24 protein-coding genes are annotated in these 25,713 nt (G+C 73.0%); 19 read left to right on the top strand and 5 right to left on the bottom strand.

The features are described 5' to 3' along the window. The first annotated feature begins 222 nt into the window (after positions 1 to 222). The 3 genes from aceE to ACGFYH_RS02270 all read left to right on the top strand — a co-directional run bounded on the left by aceE (position 223) and on the right by ACGFYH_RS02270 (position 4,610). Positions 223 to 2,925, top strand: coding sequence for a pyruvate dehydrogenase (acetyl-transferring), homodimeric type (gene aceE / locus ACGFYH_RS02280; protein ID WP_393801223.1), 2,703 nt, complete (start codon positions 223 to 225; stop codon positions 2,923 to 2,925). Between the two features lie 70 nt (positions 2,926 to 2,995). Continuing rightward, a complete protein-coding gene (locus tag ACGFYH_RS02275; protein ID WP_393801222.1) occupies positions 2,996 to 3,997 on the top strand; it encodes a helix-turn-helix transcriptional regulator in 1,002 nt (333 codons plus the stop codon). A gap of 91 nt (positions 3,998 to 4,088) precedes the next feature. Beyond that, a complete protein-coding gene (locus tag ACGFYH_RS02270; protein WP_393801515.1) occupies positions 4,089 to 4,610 on the top strand; it encodes a DUF4240 domain-containing protein in 522 nt (173 codons plus the stop codon). Positions 4,611 to 4,633: 23 nt separating this feature from the next. On the opposite strand, the gene ACGFYH_RS02265 is transcribed toward ACGFYH_RS02270, so the two are convergent. Beyond that, positions 4,634 to 5,515, bottom strand: a complete 882-nt coding sequence (locus tag ACGFYH_RS02265; protein WP_393801221.1) for a peptidoglycan recognition protein — start codon at positions 5,513 to 5,515, stop codon at positions 4,634 to 4,636. A 145-nt stretch (positions 5,516 to 5,660) separates the two neighbouring features. Between ACGFYH_RS02265 and ACGFYH_RS02260 the strand changes: the two genes are divergently transcribed. Beyond that, a complete protein-coding gene (locus ACGFYH_RS02260) occupies positions 5,661 to 6,845 on the top strand; it encodes a MarP family serine protease (RefSeq protein WP_393801220.1) in 1,185 nt (394 codons plus the stop codon). On the opposite strand, the gene ACGFYH_RS02255 is transcribed toward ACGFYH_RS02260, so the two are convergent. Continuing rightward, complete coding sequence (locus ACGFYH_RS02255; RefSeq protein WP_393801219.1) at positions 6,835 to 7,377, bottom strand: GNAT family N-acetyltransferase; 543 nt, start codon at positions 7,375 to 7,377, stop codon at positions 6,835 to 6,837. The two genes, ACGFYH_RS02260 and ACGFYH_RS02255, sit on opposite strands and share 11 nt — an antisense overlap. Before the next feature lie 72 nt (positions 7,378 to 7,449). Here ACGFYH_RS02255 and ACGFYH_RS02250 point away from each other — a divergent pair, with 72 nt between their 5' ends. Beyond that, the gene (locus ACGFYH_RS02250) at positions 7,450 to 8,367 is read left to right on the top strand and encodes a TIGR01777 family oxidoreductase (RefSeq protein WP_393801218.1); all 918 of its coding nucleotides are present in this window, start codon (positions 7,450 to 7,452) and stop codon (positions 8,365 to 8,367) included. A gap of 336 nt (positions 8,368 to 8,703) precedes the next feature. After that, positions 8,704 to 10,107, top strand: a complete 1,404-nt coding sequence (locus ACGFYH_RS02245; RefSeq protein ID WP_393801217.1) for an NAD(P)/FAD-dependent oxidoreductase — start codon at positions 8,704 to 8,706, stop codon at positions 10,105 to 10,107. 221 nt (positions 10,108 to 10,328) lie between these two features. On the opposite strand, the gene ACGFYH_RS02240 is transcribed toward ACGFYH_RS02245, so the two are convergent. Continuing rightward, entirely contained in the window at positions 10,329 to 11,792 is a 1,464-nt protein-coding gene (locus ACGFYH_RS02240; protein WP_393801216.1) for a regulator, read from the bottom strand. Positions 11,793 to 12,028: 236 nt separating this feature from the next. Here ACGFYH_RS02240 and lipB point away from each other — a divergent pair, with 236 nt between their 5' ends. The 4 genes from lipB (at position 12,029) to ACGFYH_RS02220 (ending at position 15,238) form a co-directional block, all read left to right on the top strand. After that, a complete protein-coding gene (gene lipB, locus ACGFYH_RS02235; RefSeq protein WP_393801215.1) occupies positions 12,029 to 12,829 on the top strand; it encodes a lipoyl(octanoyl) transferase LipB in 801 nt (266 codons plus the stop codon). Between the two features lie 196 nt (positions 12,830 to 13,025). Continuing rightward, the gene (lipA, locus tag ACGFYH_RS02230) at positions 13,026 to 13,979 is read left to right on the top strand and encodes a lipoyl synthase (protein WP_393801214.1); all 954 of its coding nucleotides are present in this window, start codon (positions 13,026 to 13,028) and stop codon (positions 13,977 to 13,979) included. A gap of 230 nt (positions 13,980 to 14,209) precedes the next feature. Continuing rightward, positions 14,210 to 14,440 carry a hypothetical protein gene (locus ACGFYH_RS02225; protein WP_393801213.1) on the top strand — a complete coding sequence of 77 codons (231 nt, stop codon included), beginning with the start codon at positions 14,210 to 14,212 and terminating at the stop codon, positions 14,438 to 14,440. Between the two features lie 93 nt (positions 14,441 to 14,533). Further along, complete coding sequence (locus ACGFYH_RS02220; RefSeq protein ID WP_393801212.1) at positions 14,534 to 15,238, top strand: DUF4191 domain-containing protein; 705 nt, start codon at positions 14,534 to 14,536, stop codon at positions 15,236 to 15,238. 121 nt (positions 15,239 to 15,359) lie between these two features. Here ACGFYH_RS02220 and ACGFYH_RS02215 read toward each other — a convergent pair whose 3' ends face one another. After that, positions 15,360 to 15,827 (bottom strand): RDD family protein, encoded by a 468-nt coding sequence (locus ACGFYH_RS02215; protein ID WP_393801211.1) that lies wholly within the window; start codon positions 15,825 to 15,827, stop codon positions 15,360 to 15,362. A gap of 296 nt (positions 15,828 to 16,123) precedes the next feature. Here ACGFYH_RS02215 and glnA point away from each other — a divergent pair, with 296 nt between their 5' ends. The 4 genes from glnA (at position 16,124) to ACGFYH_RS02195 (ending at position 19,567) form a co-directional block, all read left to right on the top strand. Then, on the top strand, positions 16,124 to 17,533 hold the full coding sequence (gene glnA, locus ACGFYH_RS02210; protein ID WP_393801210.1) for a type I glutamate--ammonia ligase: 1,410 nt from the start codon (positions 16,124 to 16,126) through the stop codon (positions 17,531 to 17,533). A 195-nt stretch (positions 17,534 to 17,728) separates the two neighbouring features. Continuing rightward, positions 17,729 to 17,989 (top strand): hypothetical protein, encoded by a 261-nt coding sequence (locus ACGFYH_RS02205; RefSeq protein WP_393801209.1) that lies wholly within the window; start codon positions 17,729 to 17,731, stop codon positions 17,987 to 17,989. A gap of 61 nt (positions 17,990 to 18,050) precedes the next feature. Then, positions 18,051 to 18,965 (top strand): zinc metalloprotease HtpX, encoded by a 915-nt coding sequence (htpX, locus tag ACGFYH_RS02200; RefSeq protein WP_393801208.1) that lies wholly within the window; start codon positions 18,051 to 18,053, stop codon positions 18,963 to 18,965. A gap of 23 nt (positions 18,966 to 18,988) precedes the next feature. Further along, positions 18,989 to 19,567 (top strand): hypothetical protein, encoded by a 579-nt coding sequence (locus ACGFYH_RS02195; RefSeq protein ID WP_393801207.1) that lies wholly within the window; start codon positions 18,989 to 18,991, stop codon positions 19,565 to 19,567. Positions 19,568 to 19,787: 220 nt separating this feature from the next. Here the strand turns inward: ACGFYH_RS02195 and ACGFYH_RS02190 are convergent, their stop codons facing one another. Then, positions 19,788 to 20,102, bottom strand: coding sequence for a hypothetical protein (locus ACGFYH_RS02190; RefSeq protein ID WP_393801206.1), 315 nt, complete (start codon positions 20,100 to 20,102; stop codon positions 19,788 to 19,790). Positions 20,103 to 20,276: 174 nt separating this feature from the next. On the opposite strand from ACGFYH_RS02190, the gene ACGFYH_RS02185 reads away from it, so the two are divergent. The 5 genes from ACGFYH_RS02185 to ACGFYH_RS02165 all read left to right on the top strand — a co-directional run bounded on the left by ACGFYH_RS02185 (position 20,277) and on the right by ACGFYH_RS02165 (position 25,510). Further along, entirely contained in the window at positions 20,277 to 20,636 is a 360-nt protein-coding gene (locus ACGFYH_RS02185) for an arsenate reductase family protein (RefSeq protein ID WP_393801205.1), read from the top strand. A 642-nt stretch (positions 20,637 to 21,278) separates the two neighbouring features. Further along, positions 21,279 to 22,310 (top strand): glutamine synthetase, encoded by a 1,032-nt coding sequence (gene glnII, locus ACGFYH_RS02180; protein WP_393801204.1) that lies wholly within the window; start codon positions 21,279 to 21,281, stop codon positions 22,308 to 22,310. Between the two features lie 204 nt (positions 22,311 to 22,514). Beyond that, positions 22,515 to 23,525 carry an SDR family oxidoreductase gene (locus ACGFYH_RS02175; protein WP_393801203.1) on the top strand — a complete coding sequence of 337 codons (1,011 nt, stop codon included), beginning with the start codon at positions 22,515 to 22,517 and terminating at the stop codon, positions 23,523 to 23,525. Between the two features lie 69 nt (positions 23,526 to 23,594). After that, positions 23,595 to 24,872 (top strand): sensor histidine kinase, encoded by a 1,278-nt coding sequence (locus tag ACGFYH_RS02170; protein ID WP_393801202.1) that lies wholly within the window; start codon positions 23,595 to 23,597, stop codon positions 24,870 to 24,872. Beyond that, positions 24,857 to 25,510, top strand: coding sequence for a LuxR C-terminal-related transcriptional regulator (locus ACGFYH_RS02165; protein WP_393801201.1), 654 nt, complete (start codon positions 24,857 to 24,859; stop codon positions 25,508 to 25,510). Before ACGFYH_RS02170 ends, ACGFYH_RS02165 begins: the two co-directional genes overlap by 16 nt. Positions 25,511 to 25,713 lie beyond the last annotated feature (203 nt).

Raw genomic sequence — 25,713 nt, 5'->3', positions numbered from 1 at the left:
CCCGACAGGACCGTCACCGCGTGCCACTGCCGGAGGCACGCGGTGCCGACTTTCTCGTGATCAAGAGTTTTTGCCCCTCAACCCTTTGATCGATCATCGATCAGGGGGTTACAGTCACTTCGGGCTTCCACCACAGAGCCCAGCCCTGTCCTGCCAAAGACCTAGGGCACCCCCGAACCCTTGCCGATGAGGGAACCCCCTTCGACTGAGGAAGGCGGCGACATGACCGACCCCGAAGCCATCCAGCCGAGCGAGCTCGACCAGCTCCCGGACCGCGACCCCGAGGAGACCGCCGAGTGGCAGGCCTCCCTGGACGCCGTCACCCAGGCGGCCGGGCCGCACCGTGCCGCGTACCTGATGCGCCGCACACTGGAGCGCGCCGAGGGCACCGGCCTCGCGCTGCCGAAGCTCCTCGAGACGGATTACGTCAACTCCATCCCGACCGCCGACGAGCCCACCGTGGACGGCGACGAGGCCCTGGAGCAGCGGATCACCGCCTGGAACCGCTGGAACGCGGCGGCGATGGTGACCCGCGGCAGCAAGTACGGCGTCGGCGGCCACATCGCCACCTTTGCCTCCGCCGCCTGGCTCTACGAGACCGGCTTCAACCACTTCTTCAAGGGCAAGGAGGGTGACGGCTCCGGCGACCAGCTCTACGTCCAGGGCCACGCCTCCCCCGGCATCTACGCCCGCGCCTTCCTCGACGGCCGGCTCACCGAGGAGCAGCTCGACAACTTCCGCCGCGAGTCCGGCGGCAACGGCCTGCCGTCCTACCCGCACCCGCGGCGGCTGCCGTGGCTGTGGGAGTTCCCCACCGTCTCGATGGGCCTCGGGCCGATCTCCGCGATCTACCAGGCGCGGTTCAACCGCTACCTGACCAGCCGCGGCATCAAGGACCTGACCGACTCCCACGTGTGGGCGTTCCTCGGCGACGGCGAGATGGACGAGCCGGAGTCCACCACCGCGCTCACCCTCGCCTCCCGCGAGGGCCTGGACAACCTGACCTTCGTCATCAACTGCAACCTGCAGCGCCTCGACGGTCCGGTCCGCGCGAACTTCAAGATCGTGCAGGAGCTGGAGGCCCAGTTCCGCGGCGCCGGCTGGAACGTCGTCAAGTCGCTGTGGGGCACGGCCTGGGACGAGCTGTTCCAGCTCGACACCACCGGCGCGCTCGTACGCCGCCTGCGCGAGGTACCGGACGCGCAGGTGCAGACGTACCAGACGCGCGACGCCGCCTACATCCGCGAGGACTTCTTCGGCAAGGACCCGGCGCTCGTCGAGATGGCGAAGCTGCTGTCCGACGACAAGATCCTCGAGTGCTTCCACTACTCGCGCGGCGGCCACGAGTCCCGCAAGGTCTACGCCGCGTACCGGGCCGCGCTCGCCCACAAGGGCGCGCCGACCGTGATCCTGGCCCAGACGGTCAAGGGCCACACCCTCGGCACCGGCTTCGCGTCGAAGAACGCCAACCACCAGATGAAGAAGCTCTCGGTGGACGAGTTCAAGGACATGCGCGACCTGCTCGGCCTGCCGGTCAAGGACAGCGACTTCGTCGACGGCGTGGTCCCCTACGGCCACCCGGGCGCCGACTCCCCCGAGGTCCGCTACCTCCAGGAGCGCCGCGCCGCTCTCGGCGGTCCGGCCCCGGCCCGCCGCGTGCACCCGCTGGCGCCGCTGCCCGCGCCCGCCGACAAGGCGTTCGCCTCCTTCGACAAGGGCTCCGGCACGCAGAACGTGGCCACCACCATGGCCTTCGTCCGCCTCGTCAAGGACCTGGTCCGCGACAAGGAGACCGGCAGGCGCTGGGTGCCGATCGTCCCCGACGAGGCGCGCACCTTCGGCATGGAGAGCCTCTTCCCGTCGCTGGGCATCTACTCGCCCAAGGGCCAGACGTACGAGCCGGTCGACCGCGACCAGCTGATGTACTACAAGGAGGCCGAGAACGGCCAGATCCTCAACGAGGGGATCACCGAGGCCGGTTCGATGGCCGACTTCATCGCCGCTTCGACGTCGTACGCGACGCACGGCGAGGCGATGATCCCGTTCTACATCTTCTACTCGATGTTCGGCTGGCAGCGCACGGCCGACCAGATGTGGCAGCTCGGCGACCAGCTCGGCCGCGGCTTCCTCGTCGGCGCCACGGCGGGCCGCACCACCCTCACCGGTGAGGGCCTGCAGCACGCGGACGGCCACTCCCCGGCCATCGCGGCGACCAACCCGGCCGCGCTGTCGTACGACCCGGCGTTCGCGTACGAGATCGCGACGATCGTCAAGGACGGTCTGCGCCGCATGTACGGCGAGGCGGCCCCGGGCGAGGACCCGAACGTCTTCTACTACCTGACGGTCTACAACGAGCCGATGCCGCAGCCGGCCAAGCCGTCCGGCGCCGGTGTCGACGAAGGCATCGTCAAGGGCCTGTACCGCTTCAACACGGCGGAGTCGGCGGGTCTGACCCCGGCCGCGAACGCCCCGCGCATCCAGCTGCTCGGCTCCGGTACGGCGATCCACTGGACGCTCAAGGCGCAGCGGCTGCTCGCCGAGGAGTGGGGCGTGGCCGCCGACGTGTGGTCGGCGACCTCCTGGACGGAGCTGCGCCGGGACGCGATGGACGCGGACGCGGCGCTGCTGCGCGGCGAGGAGCGGACGCCGTACGTCCGCCGGGCGCTCCAGGGCGCCGAGGGCCCGGTCCTCGCGGTCTCCGACTACATGCGCCAGGTCCCCGACCAGATCGCGCAGTGGGTCGAGCAGGACTGGTCCTCGCTGGGCGCCGACGGCTTCGGTCTGTCGGACACCCGTGAGGCCGCCCGCCGCCACTTCGGTGTCGACGCCGAGTCCGTCGTGGTCGCGGCCCTGGCCCAGCTCGCCAGGCGCGGCGAGGTCAAGGCGACGGCCGTGAAGGAGGCGCGCGAGCGCTACGGCCTGTAGCGCCGGGCACGACGTGAGAGGAGGCCCCCGCCGCGGCGGGGGCCTTCCGCGTCTCCTGCATCATGTGGGGATGCGCGCTGCCCGCCTCATCAAGATGGTGCTGCTCCTCCAGTCCCGCCCGACCATGACCGCGGCCGAGCTGGCCCGGGAGCTGGAGGTGTCGGAGCGGACCGTGACGCGGGACGCGCAGGCGCTGTCGGAGGCGGGCGTGCCGGTGTACGCGGAGCGGGGGCGGGCCGGGGGTTACCGCCTGATCGGCGGCTACCGCACCCGGCTGACCGGGCTGGCCCGGGGTGAGGCGGAGGCGCTGTTCCTCTCCGGAGTCCCCGGGGCGCTGCGAGAGATGGGCCTGGAGGACGCGGCCTCGGCGGCCCGCCTGAAGGTGTCGGCCGCCCTGCTCCCCTCGCTGCGGGACGCCTCCCGTACCGCGGCCCAGCGGTTCCACCTGGACGCGCCGAACTGGTTCCACGAGCCCCGCACGCCCGAGCTGCTGCCCGCGGTCGCCGACGCGGTCTGGGACGACCGGCCGATCGCCGCGCGCTACCGGCGCGGGCCGGGCGAGGTGGTCCGCGAGCTGGAGCCGTACGGCCTGGTGCTGAAGGCGGGGGTCTGGTACCTGTGCGCGAGGGTCGCGCGGGAGGAGGGCGGCGGGTCCTTCCGCGTGTACCGCGTCGACCGGTTCACGGCGGTGGAGGCGGGCGAGGAGCGTTTCGAGCGGGACGACGGTTTCGACCTGCCCGCGTTCTGGGCGGAGCGGGCCGCGCAGTTCGCGCGGTCGGTCCTGCGGTCCGAGGTCGTGGTGCGGCTGTCGGAGCGGGGCGTGCGCGCGCTGACGTACGCCGTGGACGCGCTGTCCGCCCGGGACGCGCTGCGGGCCGCGGACGCCCCGGACGCGGACGGTTGGGTGACGGTGACGCTGCCCGTGGAGTCCGAGGAGGTCGCGCACACCCAGCTGACGGGGCTGGGGGCGGAGGTGGAGGTGCTGGCGCCGGGGAGTCTGCGAGAACGGTTCGCCCGGGACGCGCGGCGTCTGGCGGAGCTGTACGCCGACGCGGGCCCCGCCGGCACGTGACGCCGGGCCGGGCCGCGTCTCGCCGCCCCGCATAACGATCCGCCGCACTCCGCGTGCGTCCGCCCCCTCCAGGGCCGATGCTGGACCCGTGATGGACGAGACGGAGTTCTGGGAGCTGATCGACGCCGCCCGGGAGGGCGCCGACGGTGATCCCGAGGACCAGGCCGACCTGCTCGTGGAACGGCTGCTCGGCATGGACCCGGACCTGGTGCTCGACTTCGCCCGCCACTTCGAGGCCCGGTACAACCGCGCCTGCGTCTGGGACCTGTGGGCTGCCGCCTGGGTGCTGCTGGGCGGGGCGAGCGACGACGCCTTCGACTTCTTCCGGTGCTGGCTGATCGGCCAGGGCCGTGAGGTATACGAGGGCGCGGTGCACGAGCCCGACTCGCTCGCCGAGCTGCTGGACGACTTCGACGAGGAGCTGGACGGCGACGGCGAGGAGCTGGGCTACGCGGCCGACGAGGCCTACGAGCAGCTCACCGGCACCGTCGCCCCGGACCTGGGCATCGCGCCCGCGCCCGCGGAACCGCTGGGCACACCGGTCGACCTGGAGGACGACCGGGCCCTCGCCGAGCGCCTGCCCCGTCTGTGGGCGAGGTTCGGGCCGGACTGAGGCGCCCGCACGCGTGCCGCGGGTCAGCCGGAGCGGCCCTGGAGGCGGGCCGCCGCGTCCCTGATGTCCCCGAGGCGGGCGGTGAGGGCCGCGCCCGGGCAGGTGGTCTGGTAGCCGTCGTCGTGGCCCGCGACGGCGGGCAGGGTCGCGGTGGCGCCCGCGGCGTACCGGCTGAGGCCGTTGCTGGAGACCAGGGCGACCTTCGCGCGCGGGTCCGTGCCGGTCTCGCCCAGCTTCCAGGCGGCCACGGCGGCGATCGCGTCGGTCAGCTCGTCCGGCACGGGCACCCCGGCGGTGAAGGTGCCGAGGGCGGCGATCCCGGTGGTGCGGTGGTTGAAGCCCTGGGTGTGGGCACCGGTGACGGGGCGGTCGACGCCGCCGGCCCGGCCCTCGTAGACGGTGCCGCAGCGGTCGACGACGAAGTTGTAGCCGATGTCGTCCCAGTCCCTGGCGCCGGTCTGACCCTGGTACACGCCGCGCAGGATGGCCGGCACGTCGGCGCAGTCGTAGCCGTTCGGCGTGTCCGTGTGGTGGACGAAGACGGCGAGGACTCTGTCGTCGTAGCGCGGGGCGGGCTGCTCACGGGCGGCGTCGCCCAGCCAGGCCGACCGGGGCACGATGTCGGGGCGGGGTGCGGCGTACCGGTCGGTGACGGCGGCCGGTCCGGCCTGCGTGCCGGCCGCCCGTTCCACGCCGTTCGCGCACAGGAAGAGCGCGGCGACCGCGGCCAGCCCGGGCAGGGCACCGAACAGCGCCCGTACCGCGGCCGGCACGCGGGCGGCACCGGGTGCGGGGGCGGCACGTCGCTCCGGGGCCCGGCGCGGTCCTCGGAAGACTGGCATGGTCCCACTGTCCGGCGGATCCGCTTCGTCCGCGATGTGTGCTGTGCCACCCGGTGGAACCATCGTCCCGGTCCGCGGCGTTTCACGGTTGACCACGCATACTCGCTCGCGCGGGCGGCCGCTTTTCGGACAGCGGTGCGTCTCAGGCTGATCATCGGCCCGGCAGGCACGTACTGAGGGTCCGGGACCCGGTGGAAAGGTGGTTCGCGTGCACCTGCTCGACATCCTGGTGGTGCTGGTGGTGCTGGTCTACGCGGTGTCCGGCTACCGGCGCGGACTGGTGGCCGGCTGTGTCTCGCTGGCCGGCTTCGTGGGCGGCGCGGCGCTCGGCGTGTGGCTTCTGCCCTGGGTGACGGACCTGGTGGCGCCGGGCTCGACGGCGGCGACGGCGACCGCGGTGGTCACGGTGCTGCTGCCCGCGGTGGCCGGCCACGAGCTGGCGGGGCGTCCCGCGCTGCGTCTGCGCCGGGAACTGGACGCCGGTCCGCTCCGGGTGGCCGACGGGGCCGGCGGGGCGGTGGCGAACGCGGCGGCCGCGCTGATCGTGGCGTGGGTGGCGGCGAGCGTCCTGGCGGCGTCCTCGTCCTCGCTGCTCACCTCGGCGATCCGGGACTCGTCGGTGCTGGGCGCGGTGCAGCGGGTGATGCCGGACACCACCCCGGCGTGGTTCTCGGGCGCGACGTCCGCGCTGGCCGACGCGGGCTTCCCGCAGGTCTTCAACCCGTTCGAGAACGAGTCGGCCGCCGAGGTCTCCGAGCCCTCCGGCGACAGTGTCACGGCGGCGGCCACCAGGGCGGCCAAGCTCGGCACGGTGAAGGTCGAGGGCGTCGCGGGCACCCAGGGCCGGGAGGGCAGCGGCTTCGTGTACGCGCCGGAGCACGTGATGACCAACGCCCATGTGGTGGCCGGCATCGACGACCCGAGCGTGCGGGTCGGCGGGGTGGGCCGGGCGTACGAGGCGCGGGTCGTGCTGTTCGACCCGGACAAGGACGTGGCCGTGCTGTACGTCCCGGACCTGAGCGCGCCGGTGCTGCGGTTCGACGAGGACGCCTCGCGCGGCGACGCGGCGGTGGTCGCGGGCTATCCGCAGGACGGCGCCCTGGATCTGCGGGCGGCGACGGTGGCGAACCGGATCCGCGCCACCGGCCAGAACATCTACCACGACGAGAACGTCACCCGGGAGATCTACTCGGTCCGTTCCACGGTCCGCCCCGGCAACTCGGGTGGACCGCTGCTGACCCCCGACGGCCGGGTGTACGGCGTGGTGTTCGCCCGGTCCACCTCCGACGCCGAGACCGGCTACGTGCTGACGGCGGGCGAGGTGGCCCCCGAGGCACGGAGCGCGGCGGACGCCACGGAGGCGGTGGACACGGGCGAGCCGGTCACCTCGTGAGCGCGGGCCCGTCCGGCGCGGGCTCCCCGGCCCGCCCGTCCGGCGCGGTCAGCGACCTGCCCATCAGCACGTCGTCGACGTACGCGCCGTCGAGGTGGAACTCTTCCGGCTGCACGCCCTCGACGACGAAGCCCTCGGACTCGTAGAGCCCGCGCGCGGCGGTGTTGTGGCCGAGGACGCGCAGGGTGACGCGTCGGGCGCCCAGGCGCCGGGCCTCCTCGACGGCGGCGCGGACGAGGGCGCGCCCGGCACCCTGCCCGCGGGCGGCGTCGGCGACGGCGAGCCCGCGGATCTGGCGGACGTGGGCGTTGGAGGCCAGCTCCGTGGGGAGGCCGAGGCGGACGTAGCCGACGACGGCGCCGTCGAGTTCGGCGACGAGGTGGTCGCCGGGCCCCGAGTGCGGGCGGAAGAAGGGTTCGTCCGGTCCGGGCGGGGGCGAGACGGCGTGCAGGGGGGACCAGGTGGCGCGGTCGAGCCGGCGCAGCGGTTCCTCGTCCTCGGACCTGGCGCGACGTATGTGCGGGGCTGACATGCCGATCACTGTACGACGCGGTGGCGGGGTCGGGTCCGGGGATTCTCCGGGGCCACCCGGCAGGATGGGCGCATGGACGACGGACGCTTGGGCGAGGCACGTTCCCGCATCGTGGTGGCCGGTGCCTCCGGTCTCATCGGCAGCGCACTGGTGCGGTCCCTGACCGCCGACGGGCACGAGGTGGTGCGCCTGGTACGGCACGCGCCCGGGGGCGCGGACGAGGTCCGGTGGGACCCCGAGAACGGGCGGGTGGACCCGGCCGGACTCGACGGCTGCGACGCCGTGGTCAATCTGGCCGGGGCCGGGGTGGGCGACCGCCGCTGGACCGACGCGTACAAGACGCGCATCCGCAGCAGCCGGGTGCACGGCACGACCGCGCTCGCGGAGGCCGTCGCCTCGATGGAGCGGCCGCCGCGCGTCTTCGTGAACGGCAGCGCCGTGGGCTTCTACGGGGAGACCGGCGACCGGGCCGTGGACGAGAGCGTGCCCCCCGGAGAGGGCTTCCTGCCCTCCCTGTGCGTGGAGTGGGAGGCGGCGGCGGCCCCCGCCCGGGAGGCGGGGGTGCGGACGGTGTTCACGCGGACCGGGCTGGTCGTCGCGAGCGGGGGCGGCGCCTGGGGCCGGCTCTTCCCGCTCTTCCGGGCGGGGCTCGGCGGACGGCTGGGCGACGGGTCGCAGTACTGGTCCTTCGTGGCACTGCACGACGAGGTGGCGGCGATCCGGCACCTCCTGGACCGCGACGACCTGTCCGGCCCGTTCAACCTGACCGCACCGCGGCCGCTGACGAACCGTGAGATCACGGTGGCCATGGGGCGGGTGCTGCACCGCCCGACCCCCTTCCCGGTCCCGGCACCGGTCCTGCGTGCCGTACTCGGCGAGATGGCGGGCGACGTCCTCGGCAGCGCCCGGGTCCTCCCGGCCCGCCTCCTGGAGTCGGGCTTCCGTTTCGCGTTCCCGGAGATCGACGGGGCGATCCGGGCGGCGCTGTAGGTTCTCCGTCGCCTCCGACGCATACCGGGGCGCCCGCCGTCCGGGCACCCGCCGTCCGGGTGCCCCTCGCCTGCCGACCGCGCGCGGACCGCGCGCCGACCGCCTGCGGACCGCATGCCGACCACGCGCCGACCGCCCGCGGACCGCGCGCCGACCGCCCGGCGACCACATGGCGGCCGTATCGCCCCCGGGTGCGACCGCCGTGCGACCGTGTGCTGCCTCCGTGCGACTCCCGTTGACCGTTACGGGACCTAACCTCGTCTCGAACTCGGGTATCCCTCAAGGCTGTTGGGGGCATGACGTCTCCAGCGGCCGCGCAACCTCGAGGAGGGGCACGTGCTTGAGCCCGCTTACCAGGCGGACGTCGTCGTCGTGGGGGCCGGGATCGCCGGACTCGCCGCGGCGCAACGGCTGACCCGCGCCGGAGTGACGACCACGGTCCTGGAGGCCGCCCCCACGGTGGGGGGCCGGATGGCCACCGAGAAGGTCGACGGTTTCCGGCTCGACAGAATCGGACAGCTGCTGTCCACGGCGTATCCCGAACTGCGCCGCACCCCCGGGCTCGACGGCCTCGCGCTGCTGCCCTTCGCCCCCGGGGTCCTGCTGCACAGCGAGGGCCGTCACCACCGCGCGGGCACCCCGGCGGGCATGCGGAGCGCACGGGGCGCACTCCATGCGGTGCGCGCCCTCGCGAGCGCTCCCCGCGCGATGCCCGCGCCCCGGCGCCCGATCCACGCGTCCGGCGCGTCCGGGAGGCCCGCCGGCACACCCCGCACCCGGGCCGGCGCCCCGCTCGGCACCGCCGTCGACCAGGCCCGGCTCGGTGCCGCACTGGCCCGGCTCGCGCACACCCCGGCCGAGCGGCTGCTGGCCCGCCCGGAGCTGCCCGCCGCAGTGGCCCTGGCGGCGCGCGGGTTGCCGGCCCGCACGATCGACGGTTTTCTGCGTCCGCTGCTCGCCGCCCTGCTGTGCGACCCGGACCTGACGACCTCCAGCCGGTGCGCTGACCTCGCGCTGCGTGCCTTCGCCGGCGGGCGGCTCGCGCTGCCCGAGGGCGGCGCGGAGGCCCTGCCGGAGCACATGGCCCGGTCGCTGCCGCCGGGCACCGTGCACACCGGAGTGCGCGTCACCTCGGTGGCGACCAACGCCGTGACCACAGCGGAGCACGGCGTGATCCGCTGCCGGGCCGTCCTGGTGGCGACCGACGCCCGGGCCGCTGCCGAGCTGCTCCCGGGTCTCAGGGTGCCGGACTTCCACCGGGTGACGGTCGTCCACCACACCACCGACGAACCGCCGGCGACCGGCGCGTCCCTGCTGCTCGACGCCGACCGGGGCGGTCCGGTCGCCCACACGGCGCTGGTCAGCCAGGTGGACCCGTCCCGCGCGCCCGCCGGACGCGCCCTCGTCTCGTCGACGGTCCTGGGCCCTCCCCCGCCCGACCTCGACACCGCCGTACGCATCCACCTGTCCCGCCTCTACGGCACCCCGACGACCCGCTGGGAGACCCTCGCCGTCCACCACACGCCCGAGGCGGTGCCCGCGATGCGCCCGCCGCACGACCCGCGCAGGCCGGTACGGCTGCTGGCCGGGCTGTACGTGTGCGGCGACCACCGCGACACCAGCACCGCCCAGGGCGCGCTGCACTCGGGCCACCGGGCCTCGGCCGCGATCCTGACGGACCTGGGCGCGGGCAGACCGATGCACACGGCGGAGACGGCGGGGGCGGCGCGGGCGGCCTGACACCCTCTCCGCCCCGGGCGGCCCGAGCCCTCGGGCGGAACCGGGCCGGGCGGGCCGGGAGCCTGCGGTCCAGGCAGCCTGAGCGCCTCGACCCGGCGGGCCCTGGCCGCCCCATGCACACGACGGAGCCGACGACGACAGCCCCGCCGGCCCCCGGGAGCCCGGGCCCGCCGCCCGGGCGGAGCCGAGACCCTCGGCCGGGGCGACCCGAGGCACCTCGCCTACCCCAGCGCCGCCACCCTGTCCCGGTACCCCCGTACCGGGGCCGCGTCGCGGTACGGCTCCAGGCGTCGCTCGAAGTCGCGGACGTACTCCGCGGCCCGCACCGAGCGCATCTCGGCCGCCTGGCCGGCCGCCTCGGCGGCCAGCTGGCAGGCCTGGTCGAGTTCACCGAGGCCGAGCCGGGCGGTGGCGAGGACGACCCGGCAGAACAGCCGGCTGCGGGCGTAGACGGGGGCTCGCAACTGCAGCGAGCGTTCCGCGTGCTGGGCGGCGGCGCGGAACTGCTGCAGGTCGCGGTGGCAGTGCCCGAACTCGTCGGCGAGCTGCGCCTCGTCGAAGAAGCGCGCCCAGTGCGGCACCTCGTCGCCGGGCCGGGCGGCCTCCAGCGCCCGCTCGGCCCGCACCAGCGCGGCGGTGCAGGCCCGCACCTCGCCGAGCAGGCCGTGCGCCCGCGCCTCGGCGGCGTGCAGCAGCGTCTGGACGACCGGCGGAGCGGAGGTCCCGACCCCCTGCTGCGCCACCCGCGCCAGCTGTACGGCCTCCCGCCCGTGGCCCAGATAGACGGCCTGCCGGCTCATGGTGACCAGCACGTACGAGCCGTACGCCCGGTCCCCGGCCGCCTGCGACAGCCGCAGCGCCTGCACGAAGTAGCGCTGGGCGAGGCCGTGCGCGGCGATGTCGTACGACGTCCAGCCCGCGAGCCGGGTCAGGTCGGCGGCGGCGGCGAAGAGGCGGCGGCCGGTCTGCTCGCCGTAGGTGCCGCGCAGCATCGGCTCCAGCTCGTGCTCCAGATAGCGCACGAGGGCCTGGCGGGCGTGCCCGCCGCCGTACCGGTCGTCGAGGCTGCGGAACAGCTCGCCGACCGAGCGCAGCGCCGCGAGGTCGCCGCCGCTGACCTTCTGGCCGGGGCCGCGCTCGGCCGGGGCCCGGCGCCGGGACGGGTCGAGCGGGACGGCGAGCCTGGGCGTCAGGGGACGCCCCTGCGCGGGGATGCGGACGGGCACCTCGGTACGGGCGACCTTCTCGTCGGCCCGGCCGATCAGCCAGTCGCGGCTGGGCACGACGAGCCCGGCCGGAGTGAAGGCGATCTTCCGCAGTTCGGCGTGGCTGCCGGAGTCCTTGCGCCACAGTCCGCCGACGATGTCGATCGCCTCGTCGGGGCTCCCGGCGAACTCCAGCCCCGCGTAGACGGGCGCGCAGGCGTCCAGGCCGAGGTCCTGGGCGGTCAGGCGGCGGCCCAGGCGCCGGGTGAAGACCTCGGCGATCAGGGCCGGGGTGGTGCCGCGGGGCTGCTGGCCGCGCAGCCACCGGGTGACGGACGTCTTGTCGTATCTCAGGTCCAGGCCGTGTTCGAGTCCGAGCTGGTCGACGCGACGCGCGAGACCCGCGTTCGAGAACCCCGCTTCGGCGATGAGCGCGGCGAGCTGGCGGTTGGGGGTGCGCTGCGCGGGTCGTTCCGTCATGGTGCGGTGCGGTCTCCTGCCTTCCGGGCCGTTCGATGTGCCCGGAGCGCCTGTGAGCAGCCCTTATGGCCTCGTGAACGGCGTGAATGTAGCGGAGAGTAAGCGCCCGATCGCACAGTTCGCGCGGCATTCATCCGATCGTGTGAGGATTGCCCGCCCGGCTGACGACGACCGGGCGGTCGTACAGTGGCATGGGCACGCTTCGTGCCTTACCACCTTTCAGGGAGGCACGTGCCGTGAGTGAGCTGCGCTTCGTCCGCATGGGGTTCGGTGCCGAACGCGTCGAGTACCGGGACGCGTGGGACGAACAGCGCCGGGTGCACGCCGCACGGTTCGTCGACGAGGTCCCCGACACCGTGCTGCTCCTCGAACACCCGCCGGTCTACACCGCCGGCCGGCGTACCGAGGACGGCGAGCGCCCGCTGGACGGCACCCCGGTGATCGACGTGGACCGCGGCGGCAAGATCACCTGGCACGGCCCCGGCCAGCTGGTGGGGTACCCCATCCAGAAGCTCCCGCGTCCGGTGGACGTGGTGGCGCACGTCCGTCGCCTGGAGGAGGCCCTGATCCGCACCTGCGCCGAGTTCGGCGTCGCGACCACGCGGGTCGAGGGCCGCAGCGGCGTCTGGGTCCTCGGCGACCCGGTCGAGCGGCGCCCGGCCCTCGGCGGCCTCTCCCTGGACCTCGACCCCCGCCTGACCGACGACGAGTTCGACCCCCGGCTCAACGGTCCCGAGTACGCCCCGTCCAACGCGGGCCAGCGCCGCGAGGACCGCAAGATCGCCGCGATCGGCATCCGGGTCGCCAAGGGCGTCACGATGCACGGTTTCGCGCTGAACGTGAACCCCGACAACAAGTGGTTCGACAGGATCATCCCCTGCGGCATCCGCGACGCGGGCGTCGCCTCGCTGGCGGACGAACTCGGCCGCGACGTGACCATCGGGGAGGTCCTCCCCGTGGTGGAGCGCCACCTGCGGGACGTCCTGGAGAACGCGGACCCGAAGCCGAGGCCGATCGAGAAGACACCGGCGGCATGAGTCCGGCCCGTCCGGCACCGCCGTGACGGAGAAGGCACGGAATCAGCCCGTCCGGCGCTTGAGGACATGGCCCGCCCAGGGCCGGGGCGGGGGCCCGGGAGCGGCAGCCCCCAGCGAGACCGGCACCAACGCCGACCAACAATTCAACGGGCGTACCCTGAAGAACGCCGAAGAATCAAACGCTAGGGAGCCGGTCGTGTCCGCAGTCGCACCCGACGGACGCAAGATGCTGCGCCTGGAGGTCCGCAACAGCCAGACCCCCATCGAGCGCAAGCCCGAGTGGATCAAGACCCGGGCGAAAATGGGCCCCGAATACACCAAGATGCAGAACCTCGTGAAGAGCGAGGGCCTGCACACGGTCTGCCAGGAAGCCGGCTGTCCCAACATCTACGAGTGTTGGGAGGACCGCGAGGCGACGTTCCTCATCGGCGGCGACCAGTGCACCCGGCGCTGTGACTTCTGCCAGATCGACACCGGCAGGCCCGAGGCGCTCGACCGCGACGAGCCGCGCCGCGTCGGCGAGTCCGTGGTCACCATGGACCTGAACTACGCCACCATCACCGGCGTCGCCCGCGACGACCTCCCCGACGGCGGCGCGTGGCTGTACGCGGAGACGGTGCGCCAGATCCACCAGCAGACGGCGGACCGCGAGGCCGGCCGCACCAAGGTGGAGCTGCTCGCCCCCGACTTCAACGCGGTTCCTGAGCTCCTGCGGGAGGTCTTCGACTCCCGTCCGGAGGTCTTCGCGCACAACGTGGAGACCGTCCCGCGGATCTTCAAGCGCATCCGCCCGGGCTTCCGCTACGAGCGCTCCCTGAAGGTCATCACCGACGCCCGCGACTACGGCCTGGTCACCAAGTCGAACCTGATCCTCGGCATGGGCGAGACCCGGGAGGAGATCAGCGAGGCACTGAAGCAGCTGCACGAGGCCGGCTGCGAGCTGATCACCATCACGCAGTACCTGCGCCCGTCCGTGCGCCACCACCCCGTGGAGCGCTGGGTCAAGCCGCATGAGTTCGTGGAGCTGAAGGAGGAGGCCGAGCAGATCGGTTTCTCCGGTGTGATGTCGGGCCCGCTGGTCCGGTCGTCGTACCGGGCCGGACGGCTCTACGGAATGGCCATGGAGCAGCGCCGGTCCGCCACCGTGTGAACTCCCGCACAAGTCACTACCGGCCGGTAAAGGCCGATACGCCGCGGCTCCGACCGTCCTCGCTGATGAGGGCACCGGTCGGGGCCGCGAGCCCGTTGCGGGGCGCGGCGTCGGGCCTTCATGTCCGTTTGACCGGCGGGTCACGTCCTGGTAACACCAGTCAGTGACCCTGGTATCACACCACGTACACCCGTCTCCGTAACCGGAGCCGTACCGAGGGGACCTCCACGATGCAGGCCGCGCCCGTTCGCGCCACCGCCGTGCGTGCCACCGCCGTTCACGCCACCGCCATCCCGTCGTTCGCCACCGCCCTGCGGGCCGTCGAGTCGCTGCTGATGAGCGGCGGCCAGCGCACCGCCCGGCGCAACGCCTGGACCTCCGTGCTGGAGGACCGCCGCCGCGCCAAGGACCGGATCGAGACGGAGCGCGCGCTGCGGCAGTCCGTCGCCGGCCGCCCCTGACCGCACCCCCGGCCCCGCCCCGGTCTCCGTCCTGTCCGCCCGCGCCGGACACTGCCGTCGTCGGCGCCTTCCGGGGCACGTAGACTTCCTGCCATGGCGAGGAAGGAACCTGCAGCGGACGCTGCGAATCCCGGGCGACTGAAGCAGATCGCTCTGACCTACAAGATGACCCGCAAGGCCGACAAGAAGATCGGTCTTGTGCTCGCGGGTGTCGGCATCGTCGTCTTCGGTGTCCTCCTCGCGATCGGTTTCTTGATCGGTCACCCCATCTACGCAGGCATCCTGGGCGTGCTGCTCGCCTTCCTCGCGATGGCGATCGTCTTCGGGCGCCGGGCCGAGCGAGCGGCCTTCGGGCAGATGGAGGGACAGCCCGGCGCGGCGGCGGCCGTGCTGGACAACATCGGCCGGGGCTGGACGACGACACCCGCGGTGGCGATGAACCGCAACCAGGACGTGGTGCACCGCGCGGTCGGCAAGGCCGGCATCGTGCTGGTCGCGGAGGGCAACCCGAACCGGGTGAAGTCCCTGCTCGCGGCCGAGAAGAGGAAGATGAACCGCATCGTCGCCGACGTGCCGGTGCACGATCTGCTCGTGGGCTCCGGTGAGGGCCGGGTCGAGCTGAAGAAGCTTCGTACGACCATGCTCAAGCTCCCCCGCGTCCTGAGCGGCCCGCAGGTCACCGTGACCAACGACCGGCTGCGCGCGCTGGGCGACCTGATGAGCAACATGCCGCTGCCCAAGGGTCCGATGCCGAAGGGCATGCGCATGCCCAGGGGCGGCAACCCCAGGCAGCGCTGACCCCGTAGGAGTCCGGACGCCGGTACGGCGACTCCGGAACGCCGGTACGGCGAGGGGGCGGCCCGAGTGACCGGGCCGCCCCCTCGCCGTACCGGCGTCGTACGCGCGTCCGTGACGCGGGTCAGATCCGGATTTCGACGGTGCGCGCCAGCCGGTCGTGCAGGCCCCGGCCGTCGCGGTCCCAGATCAGCGCCGGGAGGGCGAGGCAGAGCAGGACCGAGCGCAGCAGGGCGCGCACGGGGCTGGGGCGGCCCGTGGCGAGGTCCACGACCCGCAGGCCGAAGAGGCGCTTGCCCGGGGTGAAGCCGACCGTGCCGACGGTCAGTACGCTCAGCACGAAGAAGATCAGCAGGGCCCAGTTGCTCGCCGTCTGCCCGTAGCTGCCCGTGATCAGGCCGTATGCGATCAGGGAGCACAGGGCCCAGTCGACGGCCAGCGCACCGAGCCGCCTGCCCGGACGGGCGATCGAGCCCGGTCCCTCCTCGGGCAGACCGAGCTGCTCGCCGCGGTGTCCGAGGTCGGCGCCGGCCTCTTCGACGGCCGCGCGGGGGCCGGAGAGCCACGATCCGATTGCTTGCCTGTTGTCCACCCGTCCAAGGTACTGCGCCCGTATATGACCGCTTGACACAGGGGTAGGAGCGGTGGGAGCGGTGGGGCCGACGGGAACGGGAGAGGCGTACGCGGGGGCGCGGGACGGCGTACGGCCGGGTGTGACGGGCCAGGATGAGGCCTAGGCTGGAGCGGAGCCGGTTAACTTCTGCGAAACAAATGGGTCACGCCCGAGAAATCACCCGTCCCTAGGGTCGAGGAAGCGTGTGCCACCCGCACTGGCCGCACGAACGATCTACCACCCCGGCGGGACGGTCGGGAGTAGGAGGAGACTGGATGTTCCAGAACGCCGACGACGTCAAGAAGTTCATCGCCGACGAGGACGTCAAGTTCGTCGACGTCCGGTTCTGCGACCTGCCGGGCGTCATGCAGCACTTCACGTTGCCCGCCGCGGCGTTCGACCCCGACGACGAGCAGGCCTTCGACGGGTCCTCGATCCGCGGTTTCCAGGCCATCCACGAGTCGGACATGTCCCTGCGCCCCGACCTGTCCACCGCGCGCGTCGACCCGTTCCGCCGGGACAAGACCCTCAACATCAACTTCTTCATCCACGACCCGATCACGGGCGAGCAGTACTCCCGCGACCCGCGGAACGTGGCGAAGAAGGCCGAGGCCTACCTCGCCTCCACCGGTATCGCCGACACCGCGTTCTTCGGTCCGGAGGCGGAGTTCTACGTCTTCGACTCCGTCCGCTTCGCCACCAGCGCGAACGAGTCCTTCTACCACATCGACTCCGAGGCCGGCGCCTGGAACACCGGTGCGGTGGAGGACAACCGCGGTTACAAGGTCCGCTACAAGGGCGGCTACTTCCCGGTCCCGCCGGTCGACCACTTCGCCGACCTGCGTGCCGAGATCTCCCTGGAGCTGGAGCGGTCCGGCCTGCAGGTCGAGCGCCAGCACCACGAGGTGGGCACCGCCGGCCAGGCCGAGATCAACTACAAGTTCAACACGCTGCTCGCCGCCGCGGACGACCTCCAGCTCTTCAAGTACATCGTGAAGAACGTGGCCTGGAAGAACGGCAAGACGGCGACCTTCATGCCGAAGCCGATCTTCGGGGACAACGGCTCGGGCATGCACGTCCACCAGTCGCTCTGGACGGGCGGGGAGCCGCTCTTCTACGACGAGCAGGGCTACGCCGGCCTCTCGGACACCGCCCGCTTCTACATCGGCGGCATCCTCAAGCACGCCCCGTCGCTGCTGGCCTTCACCAACCCGACGGTGAACTCCTACCACCGTCTGGTGCCGGGCTTCGAGGCGCCGGTGAACCTGGTGTACTCGCAGCGCAACCGCTCGGCCGCGATGCGTATCCCGATCACGGGCTCGAACCCGAAGGCCAAGCGGGTCGAGTTCCGCGCCCCGGATGCCTCCGGCAACCCGTACCTGGCGTTCTCGGCCCTGCTGCTGGCGGGCCTGGACGGCATCAAGAACAGGATCGAGCCGGCCGAGCCGATCGACAAGGACCTCTACGAGCTGGCTCCCGAGGAGCACGCGAACGTGGCGCAGGTCCCGACCTCCCTCGGTGCGGTCCTCGACCGCCTGGAGGCCGACCACGAGTTCCTCCTCCAGGGCGACGTGTTCACGCCGGACCTGATCGAGACGTGGATCGACTTCAAGCGCGCCAACGAGATCGCCCCGCTGCAGCTGCGCCCGCACCCGCACGAGTTCGAGATGTACTTCGACGTGTGATCGACCCGGTCGGCCGCCCGGCCGACCGGCTGCCCGACCGGTCCGCGCCCGGGCCGTCCGGCGCCCCCGTTCCCGTCCACCGGGAGCGGGGGCGCCGTCGCGTGTGGCCGAAAACCCTTCACAGGGCGAGGACGTACCGGGATCATGTCTACTGACACGGCTGTTCGAGTCAGGGGACGGGGAGGAGTGCCGGAGATGCCGGAGCGGGACGACGAGGAGCGCGAGTACGACCTGAGGTGGGCGGACGGCGCCGAGCACAAGGAGCCCTCCGCGCGCGCCAGGATGCTCGACGCGCGCTGGAAGGAGAATCCGCCCGGACCGGTCCCCTTCCGTGCCGACCCCGAGCACGTGGGCTCCGGGCGCCGGTCGTCGTGGGTGTCCACCGCCGTGGTGCTCGGCTGTGTGGCCGCGGTGATCGTACTGCTCGGTTACCTCAACTTCCGGGCGCCCTACTAGAGCCCTCGCCGGGTGCACACTGGACAGCGGGACGAGTGCCCGACTGCGAGGTGGTGGAGACATGCAGAGCCGCTTCCGGAGTGACCGGCGGTTGACCGTGCGCATGGGGATCACACTGTTCCTGCTCGGCCTGTTGTACGTGGGGTTCGTCGCCGCGCTGATCGCGCTGCTCAAGTCCTGGGTACTGGTCGTGGTGATCGTGGCGGCGGTGCTCGGGGCGCAGTACTGGTTCTCCGACCGGATCGCGCTGTTCGCGATGCGCGGCCGGGTCGTGGAGCGGGACGAGTATCCGGAGCTGCACGGGGTGGTGGACCGGCTGTCGGCCATGGCCGACATGCCGAAGCCGGTGGTCGCCGTGTCGGGGATGGAGATGCCGAACGCGTTCGCGACCGGCCGGAATCCGGACAACGCGGTGGTGTGCGTCACCACCGGGCTGCTGCGGCGGCTGGAGCCCGCGGAGCTGGAGGGCGTGCTCGCGCACGAGTTGTCGCACGTGGCGCACAAGGACGTCGCGGTGATCACGGTGGCGTCGTTCCTCGGTGTGATCGCGGGGCTGGTCGTGCGCTTCGCCTTCTACTCCCAGCTCTTCGGCGGACGCCGGGACCAGAACACCCTGGCCGTCCTGGCGATCGTGATGGGCGTCTCCGCGGCCGTGTACGCGCTCAGCTTCCTGCTGATCCGGGCCCTGTCCCGGTACCGGGAGCTGGCGGCCGACCGGGCCGCTGCCCTGCTCACCGGGCGTCCCTCGGCCCTGGCGGCGGCTCTGACGAAGGTCACCGGGGACATCGCCCGCATCCCGACCAAGGACCTGCGCACGGCCCAGGCCTTCAACGCGTTCTACTTCACCCCCGCCTTCGGCGCCGAGCCGGGCCTCGGCCGGTTCTTCGCCACTCACCCCAGCCTGGAGCAGCGGCTCGACCAGCTGGGCCGGATCTCCGCCGAACTGGGTGAGCCGACGGCCCCGGGGAAGACCTGAGGCCCGGAAAGGCGGACACGGGCATGGGACTGCTGGACATCCTGCTCGGCCGGTCCAGGGCCGTGGGGCCCGACCTCGACCGGCTCTTCGCGCTGCCCTCCGCGGCGGTGGGCCTTGAGGCCGCGGCCGGGTTCAGGCCGACCGGGCGGGGGGCGGTGTGCTTCGCGACGGTCGAGGGCGCCGCCTTCGAGCGCACTCACCGGGAGATCCGCGCCCTGCTCGACGCGGACGCCGGGCGCACTCCGGTGGAGCCGACCCACGACTCCTACGGCTACTCCTGGCTCGTCTCGCACCGCTCCCCCGGCGAGCTGCCGGTGCTGGTGAACGACCTGCACGCGGTGAACAGCATCCTGGAGGCGGGCGGTTTCGGCCCCCGGCTGCTGTGCTCCCTCGCCGGTTTCGTGGACGACGACGGGCGGCGGCTCGCGCTGGTCTACCTCTACAAGCGCGGCACGTTCTACCCCTTCGCGCCCCTGCCCGGTGAGCGGCAGCAGCGGGACAACGCGCTGGAGCTGCGGATACGGGCGGTGCTCGCCGGGGAACTGCCGGTGGAGGGCGACCTGGGCCGCTGGTTCCCCGTGTGGGGCGCGCCCGGACTCTGACGGCCGCGGACGGCCCGGACGGACCACTGGCGCAAGCGCTGTCGGGCCGCAGTCGACGCCGCTGTTCCTCTGTTCCTCGGTTCCGTGGGGCACGCCCAGCCGGCCCGGCGTCCGAGGGCGAGGCGTTCGGGCCGAGGCGGGGGCCCGGGGGCGGCAGGCCCCCGGGCGACGGCGACGCGGACGCCGGGCGCCGGGAAGGAAACGGCACCCGGCGCCCCGCTCACCGCGAGTACCGCATCAACGCCCGCACCATGTGGCACGTCGTGTCCGACGGCGGATGAACGCCGATCGCCAGCGCGGCACTCCTTATCCGCTCGTTGCGCGCCTGGTTGGGCAGGTGGACGCCGGAGTCGAGCAGGGCGATGGCGAGCCGCATCGCCTTGAGCCGGCGGTTGTGCGTGACGTACCACTCGCGGGGACGGCCCGCCGGCAGCGGACGCTTCTCCACGGGTTCGTACGGCAGGTCGAGCAGGACGGGCCGCTTGGCGGTGGACTGGGTGGGCAACGGCTTCGGCTTCAGTGCGGCAGCGGGCACGGGCATCCTCCTGTCGCGGTCAGGGTGCCGTCCGGACCTCCCGGCGACACCCTCGAACACTGCTTCTATTTTACCGCCCACCACTGACAAAAGCCCCTGACCACAAGGCTTTCGGGGTCGCTGTGACACACGTGGTGAACGAGTTCTCGCACCCGTCCGGCTACCGTGTGCGGCATGGAGATCTGGATCAATCCGGCCTGTTCGAAGTGCCGCAGTGCGATCAGTCTGCTCGACGCCGAGGGGGCCGACTACACCGTCCGCCGCTATCTGGACGACGTACCGAGCGCGAACGAGATCCGCGAGGTACTCACCCGGCTCGGACTCGAACCGTGGGACATCACCCGCACCCGGGAGGCGGCCGCCAGGGAACTCGGCCTGGAGGACTGGCCCCGTGACGGGGCGTCGCGCGACCGCTGGATCACCGCGCTCGCCGAACACCCCGGGCTGATCCAGCGCCCGATCATCACGGCGGACGACGGAACGGCCGTCGTCGGCCGCACCGACGAGGCTGTTCGGGATGCTCTGTCGCGGTAGGTGATGGCTTGTCGGGCGCCGGGACTTCTGGCGGTCCACGCTGTCACCCTGCGCCGCCATGACCCACGATGATCAAGAACCGCGGCACGGGCAGCGGCTGCCGCACGGGCGACACGGGCCGTACGACGCCGCCGAGCAGCGCCGCGGACGCGGTCGCCGCACCCGGTCGGTGGTGATCGCGGCGACAGGCGCCGTCCTCGTCTCGGCGCCGGCTCAGGGGACGCGGCCTTCGAACTGGTCCGGGAGGAGGGCAAGTTCCTGATCAGGCGGGCGCTGATCGAGAAGGTCGGCTGAGGGTCGACTGAAGGTCGGCTGAGGTTGACTGAAGGTCGGCTGAGGTTGACTGAAGGTCAGTCACCCGGCCCGGCGAGGAAGGCGCCGAGGCGGCGGAGGAAGCCGGGGCCGGGCGGCGGGATTCGGCAGGCGGCCTCGGAGGCGGCCCCGTCGGCCCGGACGCCGACGACCCCGGCACCGTCGCGTGCGCCGCACCACAACGACTGCGGGTAACACGGGGTTCACACACGGGCAATGGTCGGGAAATCGCCCGTTGACACGCTGCACGACAGTGGACGCGGCGCCCGGCCGCCCCAGCGCCGCAGCACCCGCGAGTGCGCCCGGACCCACCCCGAAGGATGTTGCCCCGTGACCTTCAAGGCCGAGTACATCTGGATCGACGGCACCGAGCCGACGGCCAAGCTCCGTTCCAAGACGAAGATCCTCACGGACGCCCCCGCGGGCCTGGGCGCCCTGCCGGTCTGGGGCTTCGACGGCTCCTCCACCAACCAGGCCGAGGGCAGTTCCTCGGACTGCGTGCTCAAGCCGGTCTTCTCCTGCCCCGACCCGATCCGCGGCGGCGACGACATCCTGGTGCTGTGCGAGGTCCTGGACACGGACATGACCCCGCACCCGAGCAACACCCGCGCGGCGCTGGCCGGGCTGTCCGAGCGGTTCGCCGCGCAGGAGCCGGTCTTCGGCATCGAGCAGGAGTACACCTTCTTCAAGGGCGCCCGCCCGCTCGGCTTCCCCGAGGGCGGCTTCCCGGCCGCGCAGGGCGGCTACTACTGCGGTGTCGGCTCGGACGAGATCTTCGGCCGCGACATCGTCGAGGCCCACCTGGAGAACTGCCTGCGGGCCGGTCTCGGCATCTCCGGCATCAACGCCGAGGTCATGCCGGGCCAGTGGGAGTTCCAGGTCGGCCCGCTGGCGCCGCTGGAGGTCTCCGACCAGCTGTGGGTGGCACGCTGGCTGCTCTACCGCACGGCCGAGGACTTCGGGGTCTCCGCCACCCTGGACCCCAAGCCGGTCAAGGGCGACTGGAACGGGGCGGGCGCGCACACCAACTTCTCCACCAGGGCGATGCGCGAGGGTTACGACGCGATCATCACCGCGGCCGAGTCGCTCGGCGAGGGCTCCAAGCCGATGGACCACGTCAAGAACTACGGCGCCGGCATCGACGACCGCCTGACCGGCCTGCACGAGACCGCCCCGTGGAACGAGTACTCCTACGGCGTCTCCGACCGCGGCGCCTCGGTGCGCATCCCGTGGCAGGTCGAGAAGGACGGCAAGGGCTACATCGAGGACCGCCGGCCCAACGCCAACGTCGACCCGTACGTGGTGACCCGCCTGCTCGTCGACACCTGCTGCACGGCGCTGGAGAAGGCCGGCCAGGTCTGACCCGGCCCCGCTCGCTCCCGGAGGGGCGGCCACCGTCGCGGACGCTGTTGGTGTGGGCGCCCCTCCGGGAAGGGCGCGAACGGCTGGAGCAGTGACCGAGCCGGCACCCGCTTCACGCCGGTGCGGCGTCCCCGCGGGGCACCGACTCTCTGCTGCCGGCGAAGGGGCGTCCCCTCCGGCCGCCGCACCGGGCACAGTGGCGGCATGAGGCTACTGGTGCTGGGCGGTACGGAGTTCGTGGGGCGGGCCGTGGCCGAGGCGGCGCTCGGCCGTGGCTGGGAGGTGACCGTCCTGCACCGCGGACGGCACGCCCCGCCCCCCGGAGTGCGGGCGCTGCACGGCGACCGCACCGCGCCCGACGGGCTCACCGCCCTTGCCGAGGAGACGTGGGACGCCGTCGTCGACACCTGGTCGGCGGCGCCCCGCGCGGTCCGGGACGCGGCGCGGCTGCTGCGGGACCGCGCCGGACGCTACGTGTACGTGTCGAGCTGCTCGGTCTACGCCTGGGCCCCGCCCGCCGGGTACACCGAGGACGCCCCGCTCGTCGAGGGCGCCTCGGCCGACGCCGGGCAGAGCGACTACGCCCGGGACAAGCGGGGCGCCGAGCTGGCCGTCCTGGACGCCTTCGGCGCGGACCGCTCGGTACTCGTCAGGGCCGGGCTGATCCTCGGCCCGTACGAGAACATCGGCCGGCTGCCGTGGTGGCTGAACCGCGTCGCCCGCGGCGGCCCGGTCCTCGCGCCGGGCCCGCGGGACCTGCCCCTCCAGTACATCGACGTACGCGACCTCGCCGACTGGGTGCTCGGCGCGGTGGAGCGGGAGCTGAGCGGACCGTACAACCTGGCCTCGCCGCCCGGGCACACCACCATGGGCGGCCTGCTCGACGCCTGCGCGACGGCCACGGGTGGCGCGGCGGAGCTGCGCTGGACCGCGCCCGAGACCGTCCTCGCCGCCGGCATAGAGCCGTGGGGCAGGCTGCCGGTGTGGACACCACCGGGCAGCGACCTGCACGACGCCCTGCAGAGCGCGGACGTCTCCCGGGCCCTGGCGGCGGGCCTCGCCTGCCGCCCGGCCGACGACACGGTGGCGGACACCTGGGCCTGGCTGCGGGCCATCGGCGGTACCGCGCCCCAGCGCCCGGACCGGCCACCTGTCGGACTGGACCCGGAGACGGAGGCGAGGGTCCTCGCCTGTGACGGACCCGGCGGGGTGTAGCCGGCACCACCCCCCGACCGGGGTGCCCGGCCCAGTGCCCCGCGCCGTCGCCTCCACGAGACTGACGGCATGAGCATCGAGACGCAGAGCGGCACAGGGCCGACACGGGCACGAACGCGGACGCGGGACGTGGCGCTGTCGGCCGTGCGGGGGCTGGCACTGGCGTTCCTCTCCCTGCCCGGCGCGGTGGTGTGCCTGTGCCTGACCCTCGTGTCCCTCGCCCTCGTCCCGATCGGCGTGGGCGTCATCACCACGCCGTGGGTGCTGACGGGGGTGCGGGCGTTCGCGGACCTGCGGCGGCTGCTCGCCGCCGAGTGGGGCGGGGTCCGGACAGCGCGGGCGTACCGGCCGCTGCCCGAGGGCGCCAGTCCGTGGGTCCGCACCTCCGGGATGCTCCGTGACCCGGCGACCTGGCGGGACTTTTGCTGGCTGCCGGTCGACATGACGGCGGGCTTCGTCACCGCGCTGCCGGCCTTCGTGCTGCCGCTCTACGCGCTGGAGGGCTTCGCCCTCGCGGCCGGACTGTGGCGGGTGCTGCCCGACGGGTACTGGTACGGCTTCGTCAAGGTCACCGACCAGACCTCCGCCCTCTACGCCGCCGTGCTGGGTGCCGTGCTCCTCCTCGCCGGCCTCCGGCTCGCCCCGCTCGCGCTGCACGCCCACTTCCGGCTCACCGGCGCGGTCCTCGGGTACGGCCGGGGCGAACTCGCCGAGCGGGTGCGCGTCCTGACCGAGACCAGGCGCGACGCCGTCGACACCTCCGCCGCCGAACTGCGCCGCATCGAACGCGACCTGCACGACGGGGCGCAGGCCCGGCTGGTCGCCATGGGCATGGACCTGGGCACCATCGAGGCACTGCTGGAGAAGAACCCGGCGAAGGCCCGGGAGCTGCTCGCGCGGGCCCGGCAGTCCTCCGCCGACGCCCTGACCGAACTGCGCGAACTCGTGCGCGGCATCCATCCGCCGGTGCTCGCCGAACGCGGCCTGGGCGACGCGGTGCGCGCCCTGGCGCTACGGCTGCCCGTCACCGTCGAGGCCGACGTGGACCTGTCCGGCCGCGCCGAGGCGCCCGTGGAGTCGGCCGCCTACTTCGCGGTCAGCGAGATCCTCACCAACGCCGTGAAGCACTCGGGCGCCGACCGGATCTGGATCGACCTGCACCACGACGAGGGGCGACTGCGCGTCTCCGTCACGGACAACGGCAAGGGCGGCGCGGCGATCGGAGCGGGTTCGGGCCTGGCCGGGGTGGAGCGGCGACTGGGTACATTCGACGGCGTCCTGGCCGTCAGCTCGCCCGCGGGCGGCCCCACCATGGTCACCATGGAGATCCCTTGCGCGTTGTCCTAGCCGAAGACCTGTTCCTGCTGCGCGACGGGCTGGTCCGGCTCCTGGAGGCCCACGACTTCGAGATCGCCGCGGCCGTCGGGACCGGCCCCGAACTGTCCCGGGCCCTGGCCGAACTGGAGCCGGACGTCGCCGTGGTCGACGTACGCCTGCCGCCCACGCTCACCGACGAGGGCCTGCAGTGCGCGCTGGAGGCCCGCCGCAACCGGCCCGGACTGCCGGTGCTGGTCCTCTCCCAGCACGTGGAGCAGCTGTACGCGCGCGAGCTGCTGGCCGACGGGAGCGGCGGGGTGGGGTACCTGCTCAAGGACCGGGTGTTCGACGCGGAGCAGTTCGTGGACGCCGTACGGCGGGTGGCGGCGGGCGGTACGGCGATGGACCCGCAGGTCATCCAGCAGCTGCTCAGCCGGCGCGCGGCGGAGGACCGGCCGCTGGAGCGGCTGACGCCCCGCGAGCGGGAGGTGCTGGAGCTGATGGCGCAGGGCCGGACCAACGCGGCGATCGCCGGCCAACTCGTCGTCACGGAGCGGGCCATCGCGAAGCACACGGCGAACATCTTCGCGAAGCTGAGCCTGGAGGTTTCGGACGACAACAACCGCCGGGTACTGGCGGTTCTGGCCTATCTGGACCGCGGCCGCTGACCCGTTCGCGCGTCCCTTCCGCCTCACCGGACACAGCAATTCCCGAGACAGGTGAACAACCCCGGAGCGGCTCCCGTACTCAAGGGAGCCGCTCCCCTTTGGCCGGGCGTTCAGCGCCCGGCACTCCTCAGCGAGTCGGAGGAGTTCCGGGACTCCGCCCACCGCCGAGGTGGTGGGCTTCCAGCCCGAGGACTGCGGTCCAG

The sequence above is a fragment of the Streptomyces sp. NPDC048392 genome (assembly GCF_043200575.1).
GTDB lineage: Bacteria > Actinomycetota > Actinomycetes > Streptomycetales > Streptomycetaceae > Streptomyces.
This window is presented reverse-complemented; position numbering and strand designations above follow the sequence as displayed.

Excerpts from the sequence above, each read along its gene's own strand:
- ACGFYH_RS02265 (WP_393801221.1), bottom strand. The coding sequence starts at position 5,515 with ATGGTTCCACCGGGTGGCACAGCACACATCGCGGACGAAGCGGATCCG.
- ACGFYH_RS02275 (WP_393801222.1), top strand. The coding sequence starts at position 2,996 with ATGCGCGCTGCCCGCCTCATCAAGATGGTGCTGCTCCTCCAGTCCCGC.
- ACGFYH_RS02185 (WP_393801205.1), top strand. The coding sequence starts at position 20,277 with ATGGAGATCTGGATCAATCCGGCCTGTTCGAAGTGCCGCAGTGCGATC.
- ACGFYH_RS02240 (WP_393801216.1), bottom strand. The coding sequence starts at position 11,792 with ATGACGGAACGACCCGCGCAGCGCACCCCCAACCGCCAGCTCGCCGCG.
- ACGFYH_RS02175 (WP_393801203.1), top strand. The coding sequence starts at position 22,515 with ATGAGGCTACTGGTGCTGGGCGGTACGGAGTTCGTGGGGCGGGCCGTG.
- glnA (WP_393801210.1), top strand. The coding sequence starts at position 16,124 with ATGTTCCAGAACGCCGACGACGTCAAGAAGTTCATCGCCGACGAGGAC.
- ACGFYH_RS02205 (WP_393801209.1), top strand. The coding sequence starts at position 17,729 with ATGCCGGAGCGGGACGACGAGGAGCGCGAGTACGACCTGAGGTGGGCG.
- ACGFYH_RS02170 (WP_393801202.1), top strand. The coding sequence starts at position 23,595 with ATGAGCATCGAGACGCAGAGCGGCACAGGGCCGACACGGGCACGAACG.
- ACGFYH_RS02250 (WP_393801218.1), top strand. The coding sequence starts at position 7,450 with ATGGACGACGGACGCTTGGGCGAGGCACGTTCCCGCATCGTGGTGGCC.
- ACGFYH_RS02255 (WP_393801219.1), bottom strand. The coding sequence starts at position 7,377 with ATGTCAGCCCCGCACATACGTCGCGCCAGGTCCGAGGACGAGGAACCG.
- ACGFYH_RS02225 (WP_393801213.1), top strand. The coding sequence starts at position 14,210 with ATGCAGGCCGCGCCCGTTCGCGCCACCGCCGTGCGTGCCACCGCCGTT.
- ACGFYH_RS02220 (WP_393801212.1), top strand. The coding sequence starts at position 14,534 with ATGGCGAGGAAGGAACCTGCAGCGGACGCTGCGAATCCCGGGCGACTG.
- ACGFYH_RS02195 (WP_393801207.1), top strand. The coding sequence starts at position 18,989 with ATGGGACTGCTGGACATCCTGCTCGGCCGGTCCAGGGCCGTGGGGCCC.
- htpX (WP_393801208.1), top strand. The coding sequence starts at position 18,051 with ATGCAGAGCCGCTTCCGGAGTGACCGGCGGTTGACCGTGCGCATGGGG.
- aceE (WP_393801223.1), top strand. The coding sequence starts at position 223 with ATGACCGACCCCGAAGCCATCCAGCCGAGCGAGCTCGACCAGCTCCCG.
- ACGFYH_RS02270 (WP_393801515.1), top strand. The coding sequence starts at position 4,089 with ATGGACGAGACGGAGTTCTGGGAGCTGATCGACGCCGCCCGGGAGGGC.